This is a genomic window from Halobacillus sp. KGW1, assembly GCF_001592845.1.
Lineage (GTDB): Bacteria > Bacillota > Bacilli > Bacillales > Halobacillaceae > Halobacillus.
Genome location: NZ_LSOC01000003.1, coordinates 125,563 through 147,314, shown reverse-complemented (window position 1 = coordinate 147,314; position 21,752 = coordinate 125,563). Strand labels below are relative to the sequence as shown.

Sequence of the window (21,752 nt, the reverse complement as noted above, 5' to 3'; positions counted from 1 at the left end):
AGCATGTGCCATGATGGGTGTTGCGAAAAGAGGGGCTCGAAAAGGGATCGATTTGACATGGACGTTGGGGAAGGTCATCTTTCCTGTAACGTTGATTGTAACGATTCTTCAATACACCCCTGTTTTACCTTGGGTCATTGATCGGTTGGAACCGATGATGCGGTGGATTGGTCTATCTGGAGAAGCGGCGGTTCCACTTGTTTTAGGTAATGCATTGAACTTGTATGCGGGAATAGCCGCAATCTTGTCATTTGAATTCACGGTCAAAGAAGTATTCATCATGGCAATCATGCTGTCCTTCTCGCACAACCTATTAATTGAATCGACGGTTGCCAAGAAAGTTGGAGTCAGCTGGTGGATCGTTATCTGCGTCCGCGTGGGTTTGGCACTTCTTGCTGCGGTGACGGTCAACCTCGTCTGGAACGGCGGCAGTGAAATCGCCCAATACGGCCTCGCTCCTGAGCAGGCAGCTGATCCGGAAGGCTGGTCAGCAATTATCTTTCACGGAGTTCAGACGGCCTTCATGGGGATCGTCCAACTGGCATTGATTGTTATTCCGCTCATGATTGTCATGCAGTACTTAAGGGAACGAGGGTGGCTCGATCGCTTCTCAGGCTGGATTGCGCCTGCGACCCGCTTCCTCGGTATGGAGAGAAACACGTCGATGACGCTTGTTGCCGGGTTAACGATCGGTCTCGCGTATGGGGCCGGGTTGATGATTCAGGCGGTCAAAGAAGACGGCGTCTCAAAGAAAGATATGACACTCGCAGTGATCTTTCTTGTCTCCTGCCACGCAGTGGTCGAAGATACGCTTGTCTTTATCCCGCTCGGAATACCGGTATGGCCTCTGCTTGTTATCCGGTTGCTCACGGCTGTTATTTTGACCGCGGTCATCGGTTTTGTTTGGAACAGACTACACCAAGATAGGAAGGATTCTACTAATGAGCATACGTACCATTCTCTTTGACTTGGACGGAACGCTGATCGACACGAACGAACTGATCATCGCTTCCTTTACACACACCATTGAGCAATTTGCAGATCGTCCTTACAGCAGGGAGGAAATCCTTGATTTTATCGGTCCGCCTCTTATAGAAAGTCTGAGAAAAGTTAACCCTGATAAAGTACAGGAAATGATTGAAGTTTATCGGGAACACAATGTGGAAAATCATGACAAGTATGTGAAGGCATATGAAGGAGTGGTGGAGACGATTCAGACATTGAAGGAAGAAGGATACCACCTCGGAATCGTCACTACGAAAATGCGTCACACCGTCCAGATGGGGCTGGAAATGACCGGTCTTGCCGGTATGTTCGAAACGATCATCACCCTGGATGATGTCACGAATGCGAAGCCGCATCCGGAACCAATTGTCAAAGCACTCGATCGTTTAGGTTCCAAAGCATCGGAAGCATTGATGGTCGGAGACAACACGCATGATATTGAAGCAGGACAGAACGCCGGCACAAAGACCGCAGGCGTGGCGTGGACAATAAAGGGAAGACGCGTTTTGGATGAGTTAAATCCGGATTACATGCTGTCCAACATGCGCGACCTGCTTTCCATTACAAGGGGTTGAAGGAATGAGGAAGACGGATCGTTATCCGGTGGAAGGCGGCAACTCACTTTGGCACATCTACAAGACCGTTCCGTTCACTAAAGTGGTAAAAAATTTTGTCATTATTCAGGTGGCAAGATACACGCCGTTTCTCGGGTTGAAAAATTGGCTTTATCGGACCTTTTTAAGGATGGAAGTCGGAGGGCAGACGGCATTTGCGCTCATGGTCATGGTGGATATTATGTTTCCGGAGAAGATCCGTGTCGGACGGAATTCGGTTATCGGCTACAATACGACGATTCTTGCTCATGAATATTTAATCGATGAATATCGTTTGGGGATAATTGACATTGGAGATGAAGTCTTGATCGGTGCAAACACGACGATTCTTCCTGGTGTCACAATTGGAGACAGAGCTGTTGTATCGGCAGGGACGCTTGTGCATAAAGACGTTCCTGCCGGAGCCTTTGTCGGTGGTAACCCGATGCAGATCATCTATACGAAAGACCAAATGGAAGAGAGGAACAACATGCAGGGAAAAGAGGAGACGTTATGAGCTTCAGCCAGCCGGTACTGCCCGCTGTTAAGAAAATAAAGGAATTTGAAACGCTTTTGGAAAGTAACACGGATTACATTATTCTTCTGGAGAGCCGGCTCGGACTATTGAGGAAGCTCGTGAAGGTGGGGCAGAAAGCAGGTAAGAAAGTATTGGTCCATGTTGATTTGATTCAAGGTTTGAAGGCCGATGATTACGGCATGGAATACATTGGTCAGGAAGTAAAACCGGATGGTGTGATCAGTACAAGAGCCCATGTCATCCATCAGGCTAAGAAGTATGGCATTCTCTCCGTCCAACGTTTATTTCTGATAGACAGTCAGGCGATAGAACACAACGTGAAGATCATCCAGAAGACATCCCCGGACTATGTGGAAGTTTTACCGGGTATTTTGCCGGGTATGATAAAAGAGATTAAGGATCGTATAGGAGTTCCGGTGATTGCGGGTGGTTTGATACGCACAGATGAAGAGGTTGAGAAAGCGCTTGCGTCCGGAGCTTCAGCTGTTTCCACCTCACGTTCAGAATTATGGAAGTTTTAGCATCACGAATACATACCACCTTTCGTGAGGGGACAGACGGATCCACACAATCATTAGCGTGACTAATATTGTGTGGTTTTTTTGTTCGATCTGTTCAATAGGAGAAAGGGGATGTCGTTGCATATGACGGAATTCGTCGGGGAACTGATCGGGACGATGATCTTGATTATTTTTGGTGCCGGTGTCATCGCAGGTGCTAACTTAAAAGCAACAAAGGCCGATGGGAATTGGGTGTTGATCACCATCGCGTGGGGGCTTGCGGTAGCTTTAGGTGTCTATGCTGTAGGAAGGATCACCGATGCTCATATTAATCCAGCGGTGACGCTCGGATTCGCTATTGTCGGAGATTTCCCATGGTCAAAGGTGCCACAGTATATCACCGCTCAAATGATTGGTGCCTTCATTGGTGCTGCAATTGTATATTTTCATTACCTGCCCCATTTCAAAGATACAGAGGACCAGCTTGCTATAAAGTCTATTTTCTGTACGGATCCCGCGATTCGGAGCCCAATCTCCAACCTTGTCAGTGAAATGATTGGAACATTCGTATTGGTGATGGGATTGTTATTCATAGGTGCCAATGATTTCACGGATGGTCTGAATCCGCTTATTGTCGGATTATTGATTGTAGCGATCGGGATGTCGCTCGGTTCTACAACGGGATATGCCATTAACCCCGCCCGTGATCTTGGACCGCGGATCGCTCATGCGGTTCTTCCAATTCCGGGTAAAGGCGGGTCGGACTGGGGGTATGCCTGGATACCAGTGCTTGGTCCTGCAATCGGCGGTATGTATGGAGGATTGTTTTATAAAGCCATTTTTGAGGGCGAACCAACGATCGTTTTCTGGGTCGGGACAATCCTTGTCGGTGCCATCCTGCTCTCATCCATGAGGGTGGAATTAAGAAAAGCGGCTCAAGTCAATTAAAGGAGTGATGAAGATGGAAAAATATATTTTATCGATCGATCAGGGGACGACCAGTTCACGAGCAATTTTATTCAATAAAGAAGGCGAAATCGTGGAGACCGGTCAAAAGGAGTTTGAACAATATTTTCCTAAGCCGGGCTGGGTGGAGCATGATGCCAATGAAATCTGGACATCTGTGCTTGCGTGTATTGCAGATGTACTTAGAAAATCGGATGTCGAAGCGGATCAAGTAGCCGGCATCGGTATAACAAATCAGAGGGAAACAACCGTTGTGTGGGACAAGAATACAGGGAAGCCGGTCCACAAGGCAATTGTATGGCAGAGCAGACAAACGCAGCCGATCTGCAATGAGTTAAAAGAGCAGGGACATGAACCGACGTTCCGTGAAAAGACGGGGCTGCTTCTCGATCCCTATTTTGCCGGTACGAAGGTCAAATGGATTCTCGACAATGTAGAAGGAGCACGTGAAAAAGCGGATCAAGGAGAGTTGATGTTTGGAACGATTGACACGTGGCTTATCTATAAGTTGTCCGGGAAGGCGGCTCATGTAACGGATTATTCCAATGCTTCCCGGACATTGATGTACAATATTTTCGATTTGAAGTGGGATGATGAACTCCTTGAAATTCTTGGTGTTCCGTCCAGTATGCTTCCGGAAGTAAAAGAATCATCAGAAGTCTATGCAGAAACGGTGGATTATCACTTCTTCGGAAAAAATATTCCCATTGCCGGCATAGCCGGCGATCAGCAGGCAGCTTTGTTCGGGCAGGCTTGTTTTGAGAAAGGCATGGCTAAGAATACCTATGGTACTGGTGGATTCATGTTGATGAATACCGGAGAAGAGGCGGTTAAGTCCAATAACGGCCTGTTGACCACAATTGCCTGGGGGTTGGATGGAAAAGTGGAATATGCACTGGAAGGGAGCATTTTCGTCTCCGGTTCTGCTATTCAGTGGCTCAGGGACGGACTGGAGATGATCGAATCATCTCCTGCCAGTGAAGAAATTGCCGGCAGTGTCAACTCGACGGAAGGTGTGTATGTCGTACCTGCCTTTGTAGGATTGGGAACGCCGTATTGGGATAGTGAAGCACGAGGAGCTGTGTTCGGACTGACGCGCGGAACAACGAAAGCCCATTTTGTACGTGCAACTCTCGATTCTCTTGCGTATCAGACGAAAGACGTCGTTGATGCAATGGTGGAGGATTCCGGAATTGAGTTGAAAAAGCTGCGTGTTGATGGAGGAGCGGTCAAAAACAACTTATTGATGCAGTTCCAAAGTGATCTTCTGATTGTTACGGTGGAGCGTCCGAGAATTAATGAAACGACGGCTCTTGGTGCTGCCTATTTGGCGGGACTTGCGGTAGGATTCTGGGAAGACCGTAAAGATATAGATTCCCAATGGGAAATGGAGCGGGAGTTCGACCCTGCCATGAAGGAAGAGAAGAGGAAAAAACTTTATCAAGGCTGGCAGAAGGCTGTGGAGGCGACAAGGGTGTTTAAACAGGAAGAGTAAAGCCTTTGACACACGTATGAGCGTAGGATATAATATACCCATAAGTTAATCAAATTGGTCGGAGATACGGAGAGACCACGAAACTTTATGTTTATACATAAAGGTGTTCGTGGTCTCTTTTTTTGTATTCTCCTACGGAAGAGACGGCCGCTCGATGAGCAATCGGACACATATTTGGGCCCGTTTTAGGGAATACCCCTATCAGACCGATTAAATTGAACATCAATGGAAGAAGGAGAGATCGTATGCAATCACTTTCTAGTTATGAAAGACAGGATCAATTAAATCGTTTGGCACAGGAAGAGTGGGATGTTCTAGTAATTGGTGGAGGTATCACCGGTTCCGGAATCGCTTTAGATGCGGCAAGCCGGGGAATGAAAACAGCTGTCGTAGAAATGCAGGACTATGCAGCAGGTACATCCAGCCGTTCGACAAAGCTCGTTCACGGAGGGTTGCGTTATTTGAAGCAATTTGAAGTGAAGATGGTCGCTGAAGTAGGGAAAGAAAGGGAGATCGTCTATGAGAACGGTCCACATGTAACGACTCCTGAATGGATGCTGCTGCCGTTCCATGAAGGCGGTAACTTCGGTCCGTTCTCCACGAACATCGGTCTGCGGGTATATGACTACCTGGCAGGTGTTAAGAAATCAGAACGCCGTACCATGATGAGTGCGGAAGAAGCGCTTAAACGTGAGCCTTTGATTAAGAGTGAGGGGCTGAAAGGTGCCGGCTATTATGTAGAATATAAAACAGACGATGCCCGTTTGACTCTGGAAGTCATGAAGAAAGCAGTTGAACACGGCGCCTTGTCTTCGAACTATACGAAAGTTGTTGATTTCATTTATGATGACGGCGGCAAACTTGCCGGTGCTAAAGTCGAAGATACAGTAACGAATGAACAGTACCACGTGAAAGCGAAGAAAATTATTAATGCAGGTGGTCCGTGGGTAGACGAATTACGTGAAATTGATGGTTCCAAAAAAGGGAAGACCCTTCATTTGACGAAAGGTGTCCACCTTGTGTTTGACCAAGCCAAGTTCCCATTGAAACAAGCGATTTATTTTGATACGCCGGACGGCCGCATGGTCTTTGCCATTCCTCGTGATGGAAAGACCTATGTGGGTACAACAGATACGACGTATGACGAAGATATTGCGCATCCGACTATGACAGAAGATGACCGAGACTATATCTTGAATTCTATTCATATGATGTTCCCGTCTGTAGAAATTAACGCCAATGACGTGGAATCCAGCTGGGCCGGTCTTCGTCCGCTTATTCATGAAGAAGGAAAAGATCCGTCTGAAATCTCCCGTAAGGATGAAATTTTCGTTTCGGATTCCGGGCTTATTTCCATGGCCGGAGGTAAACTTACCGGTTATCGTAAAATGGCACAGACAGCCGTTGATCTTGTTCGTGATCAATTGACGGAAGAGTACGGCATTCGTTACTCTGATTCAGAAACGAAACATATGCCTATTTCCGGTGGGGAAGTCGGCGGATCCAAAGGCTTTAAGAAATTCAAAGAAGAACGGATGAAAATTGGAGATTCCATCGGCCTGGACGCTAAAGTAGCGGATAAATTGATCCGCCTGTATGGTGCTAATGTCGATAAGGTTTTCCAAAACCTTAAGAATCGCAGGCAGGAAGCGGAACAAGCCGGCGTGGATCCTGTTGTATTCGCTCAGCTTACGTACGGATTGGAGAATGAACTGGTTATGAAGCCGGTCGATTTCTTTGTCCGCCGTACAGGTGCCCTGTTCTTTGATATCAACTGGGTACATGAGCACAAGGATTCCGTTATTGAATACTTGACGACTGCACTTGGGTATTCCGAACAGCAGAAACAAGAGTACACGAAAGAACTGAACCTTCTGCTTGAAGAAGCAGTTAAACCGGTGGAGTTTGTATAAAGACGTTCTAAAAAAGCCTCTCCAAATTAGGAGAGGCTTTTTTGTTAACAACAGTCAGTTTTCAGCGAAGTGGAACCTTTCTCTAAGTCAAACCGTAGAAACAGTTAGAGGAGGGATACATATGACGAGTGTAGAGGAACTTATTAAAAAGGATGCGAAACGCCAACTGCTGGCAGGGACGGTGCTGTCCATATTAGCGGTTCTTTTCCTTGTTGAACTATTTTGGTACCGGTCTGTCTCTATTGCATTCATGGGTTTATACTCATTCGCTTTCACGCTGGGCGGAATCGGCCTTTTGCGAACTGGTTTTGTTGATTGGAAGAAAGCAAAGAAAACGGATATGCATGTCAAGGCTGACGAAACGTCCTTGACCATTGAGAGGGTCCTAGGCAGGATGTATGTCGGTCAGAAAACATTAGATTCCGCCCATGCGGTGCTGGTGGATATGGATGGAGCCGTATATGCAGAAGCAGAGGAAAGGAAACTGGGGAAGTATCCGCTTTGGAGAAAGCTTTCTGTATTGCTTTCTGTGTCTGACATTCGTTCCTTTGAATGTGAAGTGACGGACAGAGAAGGAAACCTCTTGTACACGATGGAGAAAAAAGGAGGATTTGCTTGGCGAGGGTACGTTCAGAACCATGCGGGTGAGTACGTCGCTTATACCAAAGAAACAAAAGACCGGGAATCCGGGAAACGTACGATTGTCTATGTCGGGACGGATAATAAGCGCTGGACTGCAGAAGGGGATGCCTTTATCGGTCATTTTCTTGTTAAAGATCAAGCTGGTAAGGAATGGGCAATGATCAAGCGTGGTGCGATCCCTTCGGAAGCGGCGGACCGGTTTGAGAAGATGCCCGGCTGTTTGATTGAGTGGAAAGAGAGGGGGAAGATTCCAGCCTCTTTAATTGCTTTCTTATTTTTAATGAATACAAGGGAAAGATAAAAGAGCCTTTCTTAATGGAGGGGCTCTTTTTCTGTGCTTCGAGAAAAGGTTAACAGAAGGCAATAAATATAATCCATTTTTAGCAATAAACGAGAAAAGCGTCTATTTCAAGCATATTTTTATGATAAGATGTCGTATTTACAGAAATATTTCGACATTTTCTGCTATCATTGATGAATAAAAGCAAAAAAAGGAAAAGATGTTTGACGCACTATCTTTATTTTGTTAGCATGTTAGCAGACTAAAGGATTTGGGGAAAGGATGAGTTCCGTTGGTTAAACGTCTAATGTTTGAAAAACCTTTAGGGATGCGAGACACGCTGCCCTTCTTTCATAATCAAAAAACGAATGCACGTAAAAAATTAGCCGATACAATCTTATCTTATGGCTATTCTTTTATGGATACGCCGATCATGGAATATCACGAAACAGTTGGAAAAGTGAGTGCTACGCTTGATACACAATTGTTCAAGCTTCTCGATCAGCAGGGACACACGTTGGTGCTGCGCCCGGATATGACCGCACCAATTGCAAGAGTGGCTGCATCCCAGCTTAAAAACTCAGAGTTCCCTCTCAGGCTTGCTTATGATGGACCGGTGTTCCGTGCGCAACAGACGGAAGGCGGGAAGCCTGCCCAGTTCGAGCAGGTAGGCACGGAGCTGATTGGTGATCATTCGTCATATGCCGATGCGGAAGTAATCGCACTACTCGTCGAATCTTTGAAACGGACGGGGCTGCAGGACTTTGTCGTTACAGTCGGGCATATCGGCTATGTGAAGGCATTTTTCCAGGACCTCCTCGGAGAAGAGCAGGAAACAATGGAAAAGCTCTTGAATTACTTATACCGTAAGAATTATGTGGGATATAGAGAAGCGGTCAAGGAACTTACGATCAGCGGGGATAAGCAGGATGCTTTGCTCCAGCTTTTAAACTTGAAGGGCGGAGAAGAAATATTCGATGCAAGCCGGTCCCTTGCCCGTAATCAATCATGTATGCAGGCGGTAAATGAATTGAAGCAGTTATTCCGACTGCTCAAACAATATGGCGTCGAACGCTACATTCATTTCGACCTGAATTTGATCAGCCATATGGACTACTACACAGGAATTCTATTCGAAGGGTATGCACCACACATAGGTGCGCTGCTCTGCAACGGCGGCCGATACGATACACTGCTTCCTTCTTTCCAGCTGAATGCATCAGCTACAGGCTTTGCCATTCACCTGGAACGTCTAGTGGAAGCATTGGACGAGAGGGAAGGAAGCGACGAACGGGTAGGAATCATTGTCGATGATGACAGCTTTCAGAAGGGTCTTTCTCTAGCTTCTGACTATCGGGAGACGGGGAGAAAAGTATTGCTTCAGCATATGGATCAAATCCCGGATATTCAAGCATTTCGTAAGGAGTTAGCAGAAACGGTGGATGTAACGAAAGGTGGTAGCGGGAATGAGTAAACCATTGACGATTGCCATGCCGAAAGGACGTATTTATGAAGAAGCAGCGGAACTAATGAAGCGGGCAGGTTATGAACTGGGCGCCGATCTTGATGAATCAAGAAAATTGATTTTGGAGTTTCCTGATGAGAATATCCGAGTGATGATGGCAAAACCGATGGATGTCGTGACTTATGTCGAGTACGGGGCAGCAGATATCGGCATCGCCGGCAAGGACGTCCTACTTGAACAGGACCGGGATGTATATGAAGTTCTCGATTTGAAAATCAGCCCTTGTTACCTTGCTGTTGCTGGTCTTCCTGATCAGCCGCTCAGCAGAATTGCTCCAAAGATTGCGACTAAGTATCCCAAAGTCGCTTCCGACTATTTCCGTGAACAGGGAGAACAGATAGAAATCATTCCGCTTAATGGTTCCATCGAACTGGCACCGCTGATCGGTCTCGCTGATCGAATTGTCGATATTGTATCGACAGGTCGTACGCTTAAGGAGAACGGTCTGATCGAATATGAAAAAATCACAGAAATTACGTCCCGTTTAATTGTGAACCCGGTCAGCTACCGACTGAAAAGTGAGGAAATCGAACAGATGGTTACCAATTTGAGTCTGGTCATGGAAGGAGAAAAGGCATGAAGATAGTAAAGAAGAGTGACCGGATCTCCTTGAAGCGAAGTGTTGATCAAGGAACAGAAGAGCAGCGGAAGACGGTGCAGTCTATCATCCAGGATGTTAAAGTCATGGGGGACCAGGCACTTATAGACTACACACAAAAGTTTGACGGTATTATGCTGAATTCCATCCAAGTGTCGGAAGCAGAATTCGAGGAGGCTTACGAATCGCTAGAGGGCGGGTATGTAGAAATCTTGGAAGAGGCAGCGGCAAATATTCGCCGATTCCATGAAAAGCAGCTCCCGAATTCATGGTTTGACACCACGCAGGACGGTTCGATTCTCGGCCAGAAGATTACAGCAATCGCAGCAGCAGGTGTGTATGTGCCGGGAGGGACAGCTGCCTATCCATCTTCTGTTTTTATGAATGTCATTCCCGCGCAGGTAGCCGGAGTGGAACGTATTGTCATGGTCACTCCTCCTGGAAGTGATGGCAAAGTGCCGGCGGGTGTCCTGGTCGCGGCGCGTATTCTGGGCGTGGATAATGTGTTCAAAGTGGGCGGTGCCCAGGCGATTGCGGCATTGGCATATGGAACAGAAAGTTTAGCTCCTGTTGATAAAATAACCGGTCCCGGCAATATATACGTGGCTCTTGCGAAACGGGAAGTTTTCGGGGATGTGGATATCGATATGATAGCTGGTCCCAGTGAGATCGCCATCCTCGCTGACGACACAGCGTTTCCGGGTGAAGTGGCGGCCGACCTCCTTTCCCAGGCGGAACATGATGCGCGATCTTCAAGCGTGCTTGTAACAACAAGTGCAGCGCTCGCAGAAGCTGTAAAGGAAGAAGTGCGGACGCAGGTTAAAGTGCTGCCAAGGTCAGATATTGCCAGAAAGAGTGTAGAAGACTACGGAATGATCATCATTTGTGATACATGGCAGGAGGCCGTGGATACGGTGAATGAAATAGCACCGGAACACCTGGAAGTTCTAACAGAGGATCCGTTCCGCGACCTTGCTCTGATCAAAAACGCCGGAGCCGTCTTTTTAGGTCCTTACAGCTCGGAACCTGTCGGGGATTATTTTGCTGGACCCAACCACGTGCTTCCGACGAACGGTACAGCCCGGTTCTCCAGCCCTTTGACGGTCGACGATTTTCTAAAGAAATCCAGTGTTATATCCTACAGCGAGGCAGCCTTGAAAAGAAATGCAGATAAAATTGCCCGCTTTGCGCGTCTTGAAGGTCTCGAAGGTCACGCCAGAGCAGTAGAAATCAGGAAGGAGCGATGGAATTGACGAGAAGTGCAGCAATTGAACGTACGACAAGAGAAACAGATATCCGACTGGAATTCAATGTAGACGGGCAGGGGAAAGCGGATTTGGATGTGCAGGTGCCCTTTCTGTCACACATGCTGGAGCTGTTTACGAAGCATGGACTGTTCGATTTAAAGGTGGATGGTAAAGGGGACATCGAAGTGGATGATCACCACTTGACCGAAGACATAGGCATCTGCCTTGGACAGGCACTGAGGAAGGCTGTCGGGGATAAGTACGGGATGAAGCGCTACGGGTCTATGACGCTCCCTATGGATGAAACGCTTGTAACGGTGGCTGTTGATTTGAGTGATCGACCGCACTTGGAATGGAGAGCAGAACTTCCCAAAGATAAGGTAGGTACATTTGATACGGAGAACGTCCATGAGTTCTTCTGGAAGCTTGCAGTCGAAGCGCGGATGAACCTACATATTGTTCTACACCACGGCATAAACACCCATCACATTATCGAAGCTATGTTCAAAGCGCTTGGGCGAGCCTTAGATGAAGCAACGACCATTGATCCGCGTGTGAAGGGTGTGCCGAGTACGAAAGGAAGTTTGTGAAATGATCGGAATAATTGATTATGGAATGGGCAATTTATTCAGTGTTTCCAAGGCGCTGGAGCGAATCGGTGTCGACTATTGTATCGGAGACCGTCCCGAACTGCTGGAAGGTTGCGACGGCTACATACTGCCGGGTGTGGGAGCCTTCCCAGATGCGATGAAAGCTCTCGATCTTCATGGGTTCATCCCATTCATCAAAGCGGAGGTATCGAGAGGTGTTCCGTTGTACGGGATCTGTCTTGGTATGCAGCTGCTATTCGAATCCAGTGAAGAGGGCGGATGGACGGAGGGTTTAGGCCTCTTTCCAGGAACCATCACCCGTTTTCCAGGTGTAGATGAAGAAGGTAAGTCTTATAAGGTTCCTCATATGGGATGGAACGAGCTTGATATTCACAAGCCGGGCGAGCCTCTCCTTGCCAATGTGAAAGCGGAACATGTCTACTTTGTCCATTCTTATGTGGCCAGGACTGAAGCCAGGGAAATTCTTTATGCGACTTCCGACTATCATGTCGAAGTTCCTGCGATCATCGGTAAAGAAAATCTCGTTGCAAGTCAATTCCATCCGGAAAAGAGTGGGCGGGCAGGGATGCAGCTGCTCGAGAATTTTTGCAAAGTAATGTGTAAACAGGGAGTGGTATAATCATGACTTTCACTATATACCCGGCCATCGATATGCGTGGCGGCAAGTGTGTTCGTTTAGAACAGGGGGACTTCGCAAAAGAGACGATTTATGGCGAGAACCCTTTTGAAGTAGCAAAAGAGTTCGCGGAAGCCGGTGCATCATGGATCCATATGGTGGACCTTGACGGTGCCAAAGCGGGTTCAAGAAAGAACGCGGAATATGTTATTCGTACAGCTGAAGAGCTCGATTGTCGTGTCCAGATCGGCGGGGGCATCCGTACGGAAGATGATGTACGCTACTACTTGGATAAAGGAGTTGACCGTGTCATTATCGGTTCACTTGCCGTCAGCGACACAGAAGCCACGAAGCAACTGTTGAGGAAATACGGCGGAAGGATTGCCATCGGTCTTGATGCAAGGAATGGCTTCGTTTCTACAGCCGGATGGCTGGAGCAATCCAAGGTTCGTGCGGTGGATTTAGGTAAAGAGCTGGCCGAAGCAGGAGCGGAAACGTTTATTTATACGGACATTGCTAAAGATGGAATGCTTTCCGGACCAAATACGGAAGAAATAGCCCGGCTTGCCGTAGAGACCGGTGTTAATGTCATTGCTTCCGGTGGAATTAAAGGACTGGATGATTTAACAGAACTGAAAGAATACAGCGATAAGCACGTAGTCGGTTCTATAATCGGTAAAGCGCTATACACGAATCAATTCACTTTGCGTGAAGCATTAGAAGTGGAGGAGGACTGATGTTATCGAAACGGATCATTCCATGTTTGGATGTAAAAGAGGGACGGGTTGTCAAAGGTATCCAATTTGTCGACATCCGTGATGCCGGTGATCCTGTGGAACTGGCGAAGGTGTATGATGAACAAGGAGCGGACGAACTGGTCTTCCTTGACATTTCCGCAACCCATGAAGGGAAGAAAACGATGATTGACGTCGTAAGGGCTGTCGCTTCCGAGCTTGCGATACCGTTCACTGTAGGTGGCGGCATTCGCACCCTTGAAGATATGAAGGAGACGCTTCGGAACGGCGCGGACAAGGTGTCCCTTAATTCCGCAGCAGTATTACGGCCGGATTTAATACGAGAAGGTTCAGATTTTTTCGGCAGTCAATGCATCGTGCTTGCCATTGATGCAAGGTATGACGAAGAAGCGGGAGACTGGAGGGTTTACACGCACGGCGGGAGGACACCGACAGACTGGCTTGTGACCGAATGGGCGGAAGAAGGAGTTCGACTGGGTGCCGGTGAAATCCTCCTTACTTCCATGAATAAAGATGGCGAAAAAACCGGATTTGACCTTCCGCTATTGAAAGCTGTTCAGCAAGTCGTCTCCGTTCCTGTTATTGCTTCCGGAGGAGCGGGGCACGCCGAACATTTTCATGAAGTATTCACGGAGGTCGATGCAGACGCTGCCCTGGCAGCTTCGATCTTCCATTATAAAGAAACATCCGTAGCAAATGTGAAAACCTATTTGAAGGAAAAAGGAGTGCCGGTGCGATGAATATGAGCGATGTGAAGTACGATGAAAAGGGCTTGGTCCCTGCGATTGTCCAGGATGCAAGATCTAAAACTGTATTGACACTTGCTTACATGAGTGAAGAATCTTTGAAAGAAACCCTTCGTAAAGAAGAAACGGTGTTTTACAGTCGCTCCAGAGAAGAACTTTGGTACAAGGGTCAGACTTCCGGGAATACGCAGCGTGTAACAAGTATCCACTATGACTGTGATCAGGATGCCTTGCTCGTACAGGTTATCCCGGCTGGTCCTGCCTGTCATAAAGGGGACTACAGCTGTTTTTCAGAGGAGCTGACAAACACAGGCGTAGAGCCTAAAGAAGAGCGGTATCAGATTCTTGATACACTGCAGACGATTCTTGCAGAACGGAAAGCATCACTCCCTGAGGATTCTTATACAGGGCAGCTGTTTGCAGAAGGCATCGACAGAATCGCTAAGAAAATAGGAGAAGAAGCCGGGGAAGTGATTATCGCAGCGAAGAACGACGATCCGAAAGAACTGGCTATGGAATCGGCCGATCTTCTGTTCCACTTGATGATGGTTCTGACGGATTGTGGTGTTCCTCTTGATGAAGTGCTGAAAGTGTTGGAGCAGAGACACTCCTGATTTTGTTACCTTTTTCTCCTATTTCTATATCGACATTTATGTTATACTGCATAACTAGTGAGATTGGAAACGGAAATAGGGGGACAGTCATGACGACATCACTAAAAGAAACAGCGGCACAAAAGGATACGAATATTATCCCATTTCTTCCATCAGGGTCGTTTTATTTCACCCATGGGATTCAGGCTTTCAAAAAGCGTCGTTTCAGTGCTGCTGTGAAGTGGCTGAAAAAAGCGATGGAAGCTTCTCCCGATGAACCGCTCTATCAGTGCCAACTTTCTGTCGTGTACACGGAAGTTGGTTCTTATCATGCTGCCAATCAGGTATTGACGGAAGTGTTGGCGCAGTTCGGCAAAGAATATGTCGATTGCTATTATTTGATGGCGAACAATTATGCACATCTTGGTCTTTTAAGTGACGCGAAGAAGTATGTAGAAACCTATTTGGAACAGGCAGAGGACGGAGAGTTCGAGGACGCTGCCTTACAGCTTCGGGACATGTTGGATAACTTAGAAGAAGAGGACGAAGAAGATGATTGGGCATTTGAAGATGAAGATGAACTTCTTATCTATCAGGAGACAGCTTTTTATCACCTAGAGCACGAAGAGTGGCCTCAGGCATTGAGTGTTCTGGAGGAAATGATGGAATCATTTCCGGAATTTTCGCTTGCGAAGCATAAATATGCCTATGCATTATTTATGAACGGCGATCAGGAGGCGGCTTTGGAATTTGAACGTTCGATATTGGAAGAAGATCATTCTAACATCCAAAGTTATGTGAATCTGGCCGTCTTTTTATTAAAACAGGGAAAGACGGAGGAAGCGATGAATTATGTCCGTCTGCTGCGTAATGTTTATCCGATGCATGAGCAACAGAAGGTGGCAATTGCCGAAATTCTTACAAGGGCGGGCCACTATCAGGAAGCCGTGGATCGGTTCCGTCTATTGAAGGATAGACAAGTGACTCGACGGAGAGGCTATTATAAATGGTACAGCATTGCTGTATATCATACAGGCAACCCTTCCAAGGCCCTTCAGCTTTGGGAAAAAGGCTGCAAACAGTTTCCTAAGATGGCGGATGAAGGCGGACCGTGGGAAGAGGTATAATAAATATCCTGCGGCTTCCCTTCCTGCATACACGGACATAAGCTGAGCGCTTCTGTGAAGTCCAGTCCTTCACTGCGGCGCTTGTCTTATGTCGATGCGGTTTTGCAGTCCGCTTATTTAAGCACATTGATGGACGGGTTGCACTTGATTTATTATGATTAAGACATCAGACAACAGTGTCTATGCTAACGAAGGAGTGGATAATCAATGACGGAAGAACGTATTTATGATGTAATCATTGCAGGAGCCGGTCCTGCTGGAATGACTGCTGCCGTATACGCTTCCCGTGCCAACCTGGATACGCTTATGATTGAACGCGGCGTACCCGGCGGTCAGATGGCAAACACGGAAGATGTAGAGAACTATCCTGGATATGAAAGCATTCTTGGTCCGGACCTTTCCAATAAAATGTTCGAGCACGCGAAGAAATTCGGTGCGGAGTATGCGTACGGAGATATTAAAGAAGTTATAGACGGCAAGGAATATAAAACGGTCCGTGCCGGTAATAAGGAGTATAAAGCCCGTGCTGTCATCGTGACGACCGGCGCCCAGTATAAAGAACTAGGTGTACCGGGTGAAAAAGAGCTCGGAGGTCGTGGTGTGTCCTATTGCGCGGTGTGTGACGGAGCTTTCTTCCGTGATAAAGAACTCGTCGTTGTAGGAGGCGGAGATTCCGCTGTAGAAGAAGGGGTATATCTCACTCGCTTTGCCAGCAAAGTTACGATTATACACCGTCGCGATGAGCTTCGTGCACAGAAAATCCTTCAAGACCGTGCATTTGATAACGATAAGATCGAATTCATCTGGGATACGGTTGTTAAATCCATCAATGATAAAGACGGGAAAGTGGGAAGTGTCACACTTCACAACAATAAAACAGGCGAAACGCAGGAATTTGATACGAACGGTGCATTCATTTATATTGGAATGAATCCTCTGAGTAAGCCTTTTGAAAGCCTTGGGATTACGAATGAACAAGGTTATATTGAAACAGACGAAAACATGGAAACGAAAGTTCCTGGTATTTTTGCAGCCGGGGATATTCGTGAGAAAGAGCTGCGGCAAATCGTCACTGCGACTGGTGACGGCAGTATCGCCGCTCAATCTGCGCAGCACTATATCGAGAACCTTTTAGAAGAATTGAAAGTGGTCAATTAACACAGCTTTTTAACGCATGTGTAACACGTGTGAAACATTCACTTGTTATGATGAAATCAAGCAATTGACCCCCCTTTAATAGATTTTTCCATCAGGCACAGGTGCATGTCATCTGTGCCTTTTTTTGCGCTTTGGACCAGGCGTATCAATCCAATCATTGTGGGCGTCTGTGTATTCATTGTATAATGGGGGAAGATGCCTTTTCAGAAAGAAACAGAGGTGACTGGAGAATGCAACGTGTAGCAAACTGTGTATTACATGTGAATGATTATGTACTGTTATTGAAAAAGCCGCGCCGAGGATGGTATGTAGCACCGGGCGGGAAAATGGAAGCAGGCGAAAACATCAAAGATTCAGCTGTCCGTGAATTTTGGGAAGAGACGGGATTGACCGTCACAGATCCTGAAATGCGCGGTTCTTTCACGTTCGTCATGCGTGAAGAAGGAACGACCGTTCAGGAATGGATGATGTTCACTTTTTACAGCACTTCCTATACAGGAGAACTCCTCGAAATCAGCGAAGAAGGTGAACTGGAGTGGGTACACGTAGACGACGTGCTTCAAAAACCGATGGCTGAAGGAGACCGGGAAATTTTCCGCCATCTTCTCAACAGTAAGGAACAAGTATATGGAACATTTGTATATACGACGGACTTCCAGTTGCTTGATAAGGAACTGGACCCGTCTCAGCCTGAAAAATGAGGAGCGATGCAAACGATGCATATGGATACAGATGAAACGCAGTTAGTCATTATCACAGGAATGTCAGGTGCAGGAAAAACCGTGGCTGTTCAAAGTTTTGAAGATCTCGGTTTTTTTTGTGTCGATAATTTACCACCCGCTCTCCTTCCAAAGTTCCTGGAACTGATGAAAGATTCGAGCAATAATATACAAAACGTGGCTCTTGTCATGGATCTGCGTGGAAGAGAATTCTTTGATTCCTTATTTGACTCGCTGGACCGGCTGGGTAAAGAAGAGTGGTTGCAGGAGCATATTCTATTTCTCGACGCAGAGGATCAATCACTTGTGTCCCGCTATAAAGAAACAAGGCGTTCTCATCCACTTGCGAAAGACGGGCTTCCCCTTGAAGGGATAAGGAAAGAACGTAAGATGTTGGATGAGCTTCGGGGAAGATCACAGAAAATTATTGACACCACCACATTAAAGCCTAAAGAATTACGTGAACAAATCATAGAGAACTATCGTCAGAGAGAACAGCAGGTCTTTTCTGTCCAGATGGTGTCGTTCGGTTTTAAGTACGGGGTGCCTATTGATGCAGATCTAATGTTTGACGTTCGTTTCCTCCCAAACCCCCATTACGTGGAACACATGCGTCCTCTAACCGGATTGAATACAGAGGTGTCTTCGTATGTTTTTAAATGGTCGGACACTCAGAAATTCCTTGAGAAATTGAAGGATCTTCTCCAATTCATGCTTCCCCAGTATAAAAGGGAAGGAAAGAGCCAGCTCGTAGTTGCGATCGGTTGTACAGGCGGTCAGCACCGCTCTGTCGCATTGGCTGAGCATTTGTGCGAATATTTCTCCTCAGACTTTGTCACCCACGTGACTCATCGAGACATTGAGAAGAGAAAGGGTCGGTAAGGGATGGATAAGAAGACGAAACCACGCGTCGTCGTCGTAGGAGGCGGGACTGGAATGCCGGTCTTGTTACGCGGTTTGAAGTATCTCCCCATTGATTTATCCGCAATTGTTACCGTAGCAGACGACGGAGGCAGCTCGGGTCGTCTGCGGACGGAAATGGCAATCCCGGCTCCTGGTGATATTCGAAACGTGGTAGCTGCGTTGTCGGATGCAGAACCAATGCTTCTGGAATTGTTTCAGCACAGATTCTCAAATGGGAACGGCTTATCCGGTCACTCTATGGGAAACCTTTTACTGGCTGCGATGGCATCGATGACCGGGGACTTCTATCAGGGTATTAAAGAAATCTCCCGGGTGCTGAACGTGCGCGGAAACATATACCCGATCGCCAATCATTCGATGAGCCTGCATGCAGAAATGGAAGACGGAACCATTGTTACAGGTGAATCGCTCATTCCTAAGCAGAATAAAAGGATCAAGAAGGTGTTTGTAAGCCCTACACCGGTGCAGCCACTTCCGGAAGCGGTCGAAGCAATCAATGCTGCAGACTTGATTGTCATCTCTCCGGGGAGCCTGTATACCAGTATCCTTCCAAATATCATCATCCCGGAAATTGGAGAGGCATTAAGGGAAACGAAAGCAAAAGTGACGTATATCTGCAATGTGATGACCCAGGAAGGGGAAACTTCCGGTTATACGGCAGCAGATCACATCCAGGCACTGTTCGATCATATCGGTGAAGGTGTACTCCAGTCGGTCATTGTCCATAATCAGCCGATTGATCGAGGTGTCAGGAAGGCATACGCCGAGGAAAATGCAGAACCGGTAGTTTATGACATCGATCGGATCAAATCGATGGGAATAGAAGTAATAGAAGAAGACATCATAGACAGGAGCAAGCCAATGCTTCGTCATGATACAGAGAAAATTGCCCGTTTACTGCAATCCATGCTTTAAACGGTAACTTCTCGACAAAGGGGGTGGACATCATGTCATTTGCATCAGAAATTAAGAAAGAATTGACCAATGTAGAGTCGGATACACATTGCATGGAATCAGAATTGGCGGCTTTAGTGAGAATGAACGGGACGTTTTCCTTCTCAAATCGAGAATATATCCTCGATGTCCAAACGGAAAATGCGGCTATTGCGAGGAGAATCTATACGCTCATCAAGAAGCTCTATCCCTACCCGGTAGAACTGCTTGTTAGGAAAAAAATGCGTTTGAAAAAGAATAATGTCTATATTGTCAGGCTGACGGAGAATGCGAAAATCGTTCTGGAGGACTTGGAAATATTAAAGGGGCCGCTGTCGATAAATCCTGAAATTCCCGAGAAGTATTTGCAAGAAACCTGCTGTAAACGTGCATACTTGAGAGGCGCATTTCTTGCAGGGGGATCTGTTAACAATCCAGAGACATCTTCCTATCACTTAGAGATTTACTCATCCGATGAGGAACACAACGAAGCGTTGTGTACGTTGATGAACAGTTTCGGTCTTCATGCACGCACTCTGAGCAGAAAAAAGGGCTATATCACGTATTTGAAAGAAGCAGATAAAATTACAGAATTGATTAGTAACATCGGAGCACACCAGGCTTTATTCAAATTCGAAGACGTACGTATTGTACGCGATATGCGAAACTCGGTGAACCGTCTCGTCAACTGCGAAACGGCGAATTTGAATAAAACGATCGGTGCAGCGTTCCGTCAGGTAGAGAACATCAAGTTCATAAAACGTACGGTTGGTTTAGAAGCTCTTCCGGATAAACTCCAGGAGATAGCTATGCTTCGGCTTCAATATCAGGAAGTTTCCTTGAAAGAACTGGGCGAGTATGTCTCAGGTGGTGCCATCAGTAAATCAGGAATCAATCATCGTTTACGGAAAATAGACGAGTTTGCTGAAAAGGTACGCAGAGGAGAAGTTGCAGAAAACTCAAGAAACTGATGTAAGCTTAACAAATCCGTGCTATAATATTAGGTAATCCAACGCTTTCATAATTTTGGAAAGCGTTCTTTTTTACACCGGACTGAATCCGCTTACAACGGAGCGGTATTTATAGAGAGGAGCGTGAGTGATGATTGAGAAACAAGTGAAAATTGAATTGGACACAGGGCTTCAGGCAAGACCGGCCGCGCAGTTTGTCCAGGAAGCCAACAAGTTTTCTGCTGATGTGTTTATAGAAAAGGCGGAGAAGCGTGTAAATGCGAAAAGCATTATGGGATTAATGAGTCTTGCTGTCGGAACAGACGAGGAAATCAAATTGATTGCTGACGGTACAGATGAACAGGAAGCGATAGAGCGTCTGACAGCATTCGTGAAGAATTGACGACATTCTTGTGAAAGAATGAGCGCAAAGCAGGTATCGATTTCAAAAAAATAAAAAATCCTCTTCGGCTGACCGCCGGAGAGGATTTTTTGGAGTTATTTGTCTGTAACTTTTGTCATAACCTTATCAATCAAACCATACTCTACCGCTTCATGTGCGGACATAAAGTTGTCGCGGTCTGTGTCGCGCTCGATTACTTCAATCGGCTGACCTGTACGCTCGGAAAGGATTTGGTTTAATTTTTCACGCATTTTAATAATTCGTTTCGCGTGAATCTCGATGTCCGTCGCTTGTCCTTGCGTACCTCCAAGCGGCTGGTGGATCATTACTTCACTGTTAGGAAGTGCGTAACGTTTGCCGGGTTCTCCTGCATTAAGGAGGAACGCACCCATAGACGCTGCCATACCTGTACAGATGGTGGATACATCAGGCTTGATGAACTGCATCGTATCATAGATGGCCATACCTGCGGTAATAGATCCACCCGGAGAGTTAATGTATAGAGAGATATCTTTCTCCGGATCATCAGCGGCAAGGAATAGCAGCTGGGAAACGACAGAGTTCGCGATATTATCATCGATCGGGCTGCCGAGCATGATGATACGGTCTTTAAGTAAGCGGGAGTAAATGTCGTAAGCACGCTCTCCACGGTTTGTCTGTTCAATAACTGTTGGGACTAGATTCATTTCAAATTCCTCCTTATCATCAAGTCAATATGATGGAATACATTAATCATACAATTAAGGTCAATGAAGGTCAAACAAAAACGATCGACCTTTTTCTCGATTTTCCTTCTACCATCATACCCTTAAATTTCCTTACTAAACGTCGCACGTCGTAATTGAATAATTTTTCTGCCTTTCCTCTTTATTTCCCTCCTTGATAAATAAGATTTCAGGAATGTAGTGGAAAAGG

At 46.6% G+C, this 21,752-nt stretch carries 24 protein-coding genes; 23 read left to right on the top strand and 1 reads right to left on the bottom strand.

The annotated features are described in order from the left end of the window. The first annotated feature begins 10 nt into the window (after positions 1-10). The 23 genes from AXG56_RS09790 (at position 11) to AXG56_RS09680 (ending at position 20,837) form a co-directional block, all read left to right on the top strand. On the top strand, positions 11-967 hold the full coding sequence (locus tag AXG56_RS09790) for a nucleoside recognition domain-containing protein (RefSeq protein ID WP_026578227.1): 957 nt from the start codon (positions 11-13) through the stop codon (positions 965-967). Beyond that, positions 942-1,580, top strand: a complete 639-nt coding sequence (ppaX, locus tag AXG56_RS09785) for a pyrophosphatase PpaX (protein WP_026578228.1) — start codon at positions 942-944, stop codon at positions 1,578-1,580. Before AXG56_RS09790 ends, ppaX begins: the two co-directional genes overlap by 26 nt. Before the next feature lie 4 nt (positions 1,581-1,584). Beyond that, on the top strand, positions 1,585-2,115 hold the full coding sequence (locus tag AXG56_RS09780) for a DapH/DapD/GlmU-related protein (RefSeq protein ID WP_008634047.1): 531 nt from the start codon (positions 1,585-1,587) through the stop codon (positions 2,113-2,115). Further along, entirely contained in the window at positions 2,112-2,657 is a 546-nt protein-coding gene (locus AXG56_RS09775; protein WP_008634049.1) for a glycerol-3-phosphate responsive antiterminator, read from the top strand. Before AXG56_RS09780 ends, AXG56_RS09775 begins: the two co-directional genes overlap by 4 nt. Before the next feature lie 123 nt (positions 2,658-2,780). Further along, positions 2,781-3,584, top strand: a complete 804-nt coding sequence (locus AXG56_RS09770; RefSeq protein ID WP_026578229.1) for an MIP/aquaporin family protein — start codon at positions 2,781-2,783, stop codon at positions 3,582-3,584. Between the two features lie 13 nt (positions 3,585-3,597). Beyond that, on the top strand, positions 3,598-5,097 hold the full coding sequence (gene glpK / locus AXG56_RS09765; protein ID WP_062514228.1) for a glycerol kinase GlpK: 1,500 nt from the start codon (positions 3,598-3,600) through the stop codon (positions 5,095-5,097). A gap of 245 nt (positions 5,098-5,342) precedes the next feature. Beyond that, on the top strand, positions 5,343-7,010 hold the full coding sequence (locus AXG56_RS09760; RefSeq protein WP_008634058.1) for a glycerol-3-phosphate dehydrogenase/oxidase: 1,668 nt from the start codon (positions 5,343-5,345) through the stop codon (positions 7,008-7,010). 121 nt (positions 7,011-7,131) lie between these two features. Further along, on the top strand, positions 7,132-7,953 hold the full coding sequence (locus AXG56_RS09755; protein WP_062514226.1) for a hypothetical protein: 822 nt from the start codon (positions 7,132-7,134) through the stop codon (positions 7,951-7,953). A 271-nt stretch (positions 7,954-8,224) separates the two neighbouring features. After that, complete coding sequence (locus AXG56_RS09750; RefSeq protein ID WP_008634063.1) at positions 8,225-9,406, top strand: ATP phosphoribosyltransferase regulatory subunit; 1,182 nt, start codon at positions 8,225-8,227, stop codon at positions 9,404-9,406. Beyond that, entirely contained in the window at positions 9,399-10,037 is a 639-nt protein-coding gene (gene hisG, locus AXG56_RS09745) for an ATP phosphoribosyltransferase (RefSeq protein WP_008634065.1), read from the top strand. The genes AXG56_RS09750 and hisG overlap by 8 nt, the downstream gene beginning before the upstream one ends. Beyond that, positions 10,034-11,308, top strand: coding sequence for a histidinol dehydrogenase (gene hisD / locus AXG56_RS09740; protein WP_008634067.1), 1,275 nt, complete (start codon positions 10,034-10,036; stop codon positions 11,306-11,308). The genes hisG and hisD overlap by 4 nt, the downstream gene beginning before the upstream one ends. Continuing rightward, a complete protein-coding gene (gene hisB / locus AXG56_RS09735) occupies positions 11,299-11,892 on the top strand; it encodes an imidazoleglycerol-phosphate dehydratase HisB (RefSeq protein ID WP_039870769.1) in 594 nt (197 codons plus the stop codon). Before hisD ends, hisB begins: the two co-directional genes overlap by 10 nt. Before the next feature lies 1 nt (position 11,893). Then, entirely contained in the window at positions 11,894-12,532 is a 639-nt protein-coding gene (gene hisH / locus AXG56_RS09730) for an imidazole glycerol phosphate synthase subunit HisH (protein WP_008634071.1), read from the top strand. Positions 12,533-12,534: 2 nt separating this feature from the next. Next, positions 12,535-13,266 (top strand): 1-(5-phosphoribosyl)-5-[(5-phosphoribosylamino)methylideneamino]imidazole-4-carboxamide isomerase, encoded by a 732-nt coding sequence (hisA, locus tag AXG56_RS09725; RefSeq protein ID WP_062514224.1) that lies wholly within the window; start codon positions 12,535-12,537, stop codon positions 13,264-13,266. After that, entirely contained in the window at positions 13,266-14,024 is a 759-nt protein-coding gene (hisF, locus tag AXG56_RS09720; RefSeq protein WP_008634077.1) for an imidazole glycerol phosphate synthase subunit HisF, read from the top strand. The genes hisA and hisF overlap by 1 nt, the downstream gene beginning before the upstream one ends. Next, entirely contained in the window at positions 14,021-14,644 is a 624-nt protein-coding gene (hisIE, locus tag AXG56_RS09715; protein WP_008634079.1) for a bifunctional phosphoribosyl-AMP cyclohydrolase/phosphoribosyl-ATP diphosphatase HisIE, read from the top strand. The genes hisF and hisIE overlap by 4 nt, the downstream gene beginning before the upstream one ends. An 89-nt stretch (positions 14,645-14,733) precedes the next feature. Then, positions 14,734-15,750, top strand: coding sequence for a lipopolysaccharide assembly protein LapB (locus AXG56_RS09710; protein ID WP_008634081.1), 1,017 nt, complete (start codon positions 14,734-14,736; stop codon positions 15,748-15,750). Between the two features lie 207 nt (positions 15,751-15,957). Continuing rightward, complete coding sequence (gene trxB / locus AXG56_RS09705; RefSeq protein WP_008634082.1) at positions 15,958-16,908, top strand: thioredoxin-disulfide reductase; 951 nt, start codon at positions 15,958-15,960, stop codon at positions 16,906-16,908. A 230-nt stretch (positions 16,909-17,138) separates the two neighbouring features. Further along, complete coding sequence (locus AXG56_RS09700) at positions 17,139-17,609, top strand: 8-oxo-dGTP diphosphatase (RefSeq protein WP_026578233.1); 471 nt, start codon at positions 17,139-17,141, stop codon at positions 17,607-17,609. 21 nt (positions 17,610-17,630) lie between these two features. Beyond that, positions 17,631-18,509: an RNase adapter RapZ gene (rapZ, locus tag AXG56_RS09695; RefSeq protein ID WP_152522225.1), complete on the top strand. Its 879-nt coding sequence runs from the start codon at positions 17,631-17,633 to the stop codon at positions 18,507-18,509. Positions 18,510-18,512: 3 nt separating this feature from the next. Then, positions 18,513-19,466: a YvcK family protein gene (gene yvcK / locus AXG56_RS09690; RefSeq protein WP_008634090.1), complete on the top strand. Its 954-nt coding sequence runs from the start codon at positions 18,513-18,515 to the stop codon at positions 19,464-19,466. Between the two features lie 32 nt (positions 19,467-19,498). After that, entirely contained in the window at positions 19,499-20,455 is a 957-nt protein-coding gene (gene whiA / locus AXG56_RS09685; RefSeq protein ID WP_008634091.1) for a DNA-binding protein WhiA, read from the top strand. A gap of 130 nt (positions 20,456-20,585) precedes the next feature. Further along, entirely contained in the window at positions 20,586-20,837 is a 252-nt protein-coding gene (locus AXG56_RS09680; protein WP_008634092.1) for an HPr family phosphocarrier protein, read from the top strand. A 95-nt stretch (positions 20,838-20,932) separates the two neighbouring features. On the opposite strand, the gene clpP is transcribed toward AXG56_RS09680, so the two are convergent. Then, positions 20,933-21,523 carry an ATP-dependent Clp endopeptidase proteolytic subunit ClpP gene (gene clpP, locus AXG56_RS09675; protein WP_008634093.1) on the bottom strand — a complete coding sequence of 197 codons (591 nt, stop codon included), beginning with the start codon at positions 21,521-21,523 and terminating at the stop codon, positions 20,933-20,935. Between the last annotated feature and the right edge of the window lie 229 nt (positions 21,524-21,752).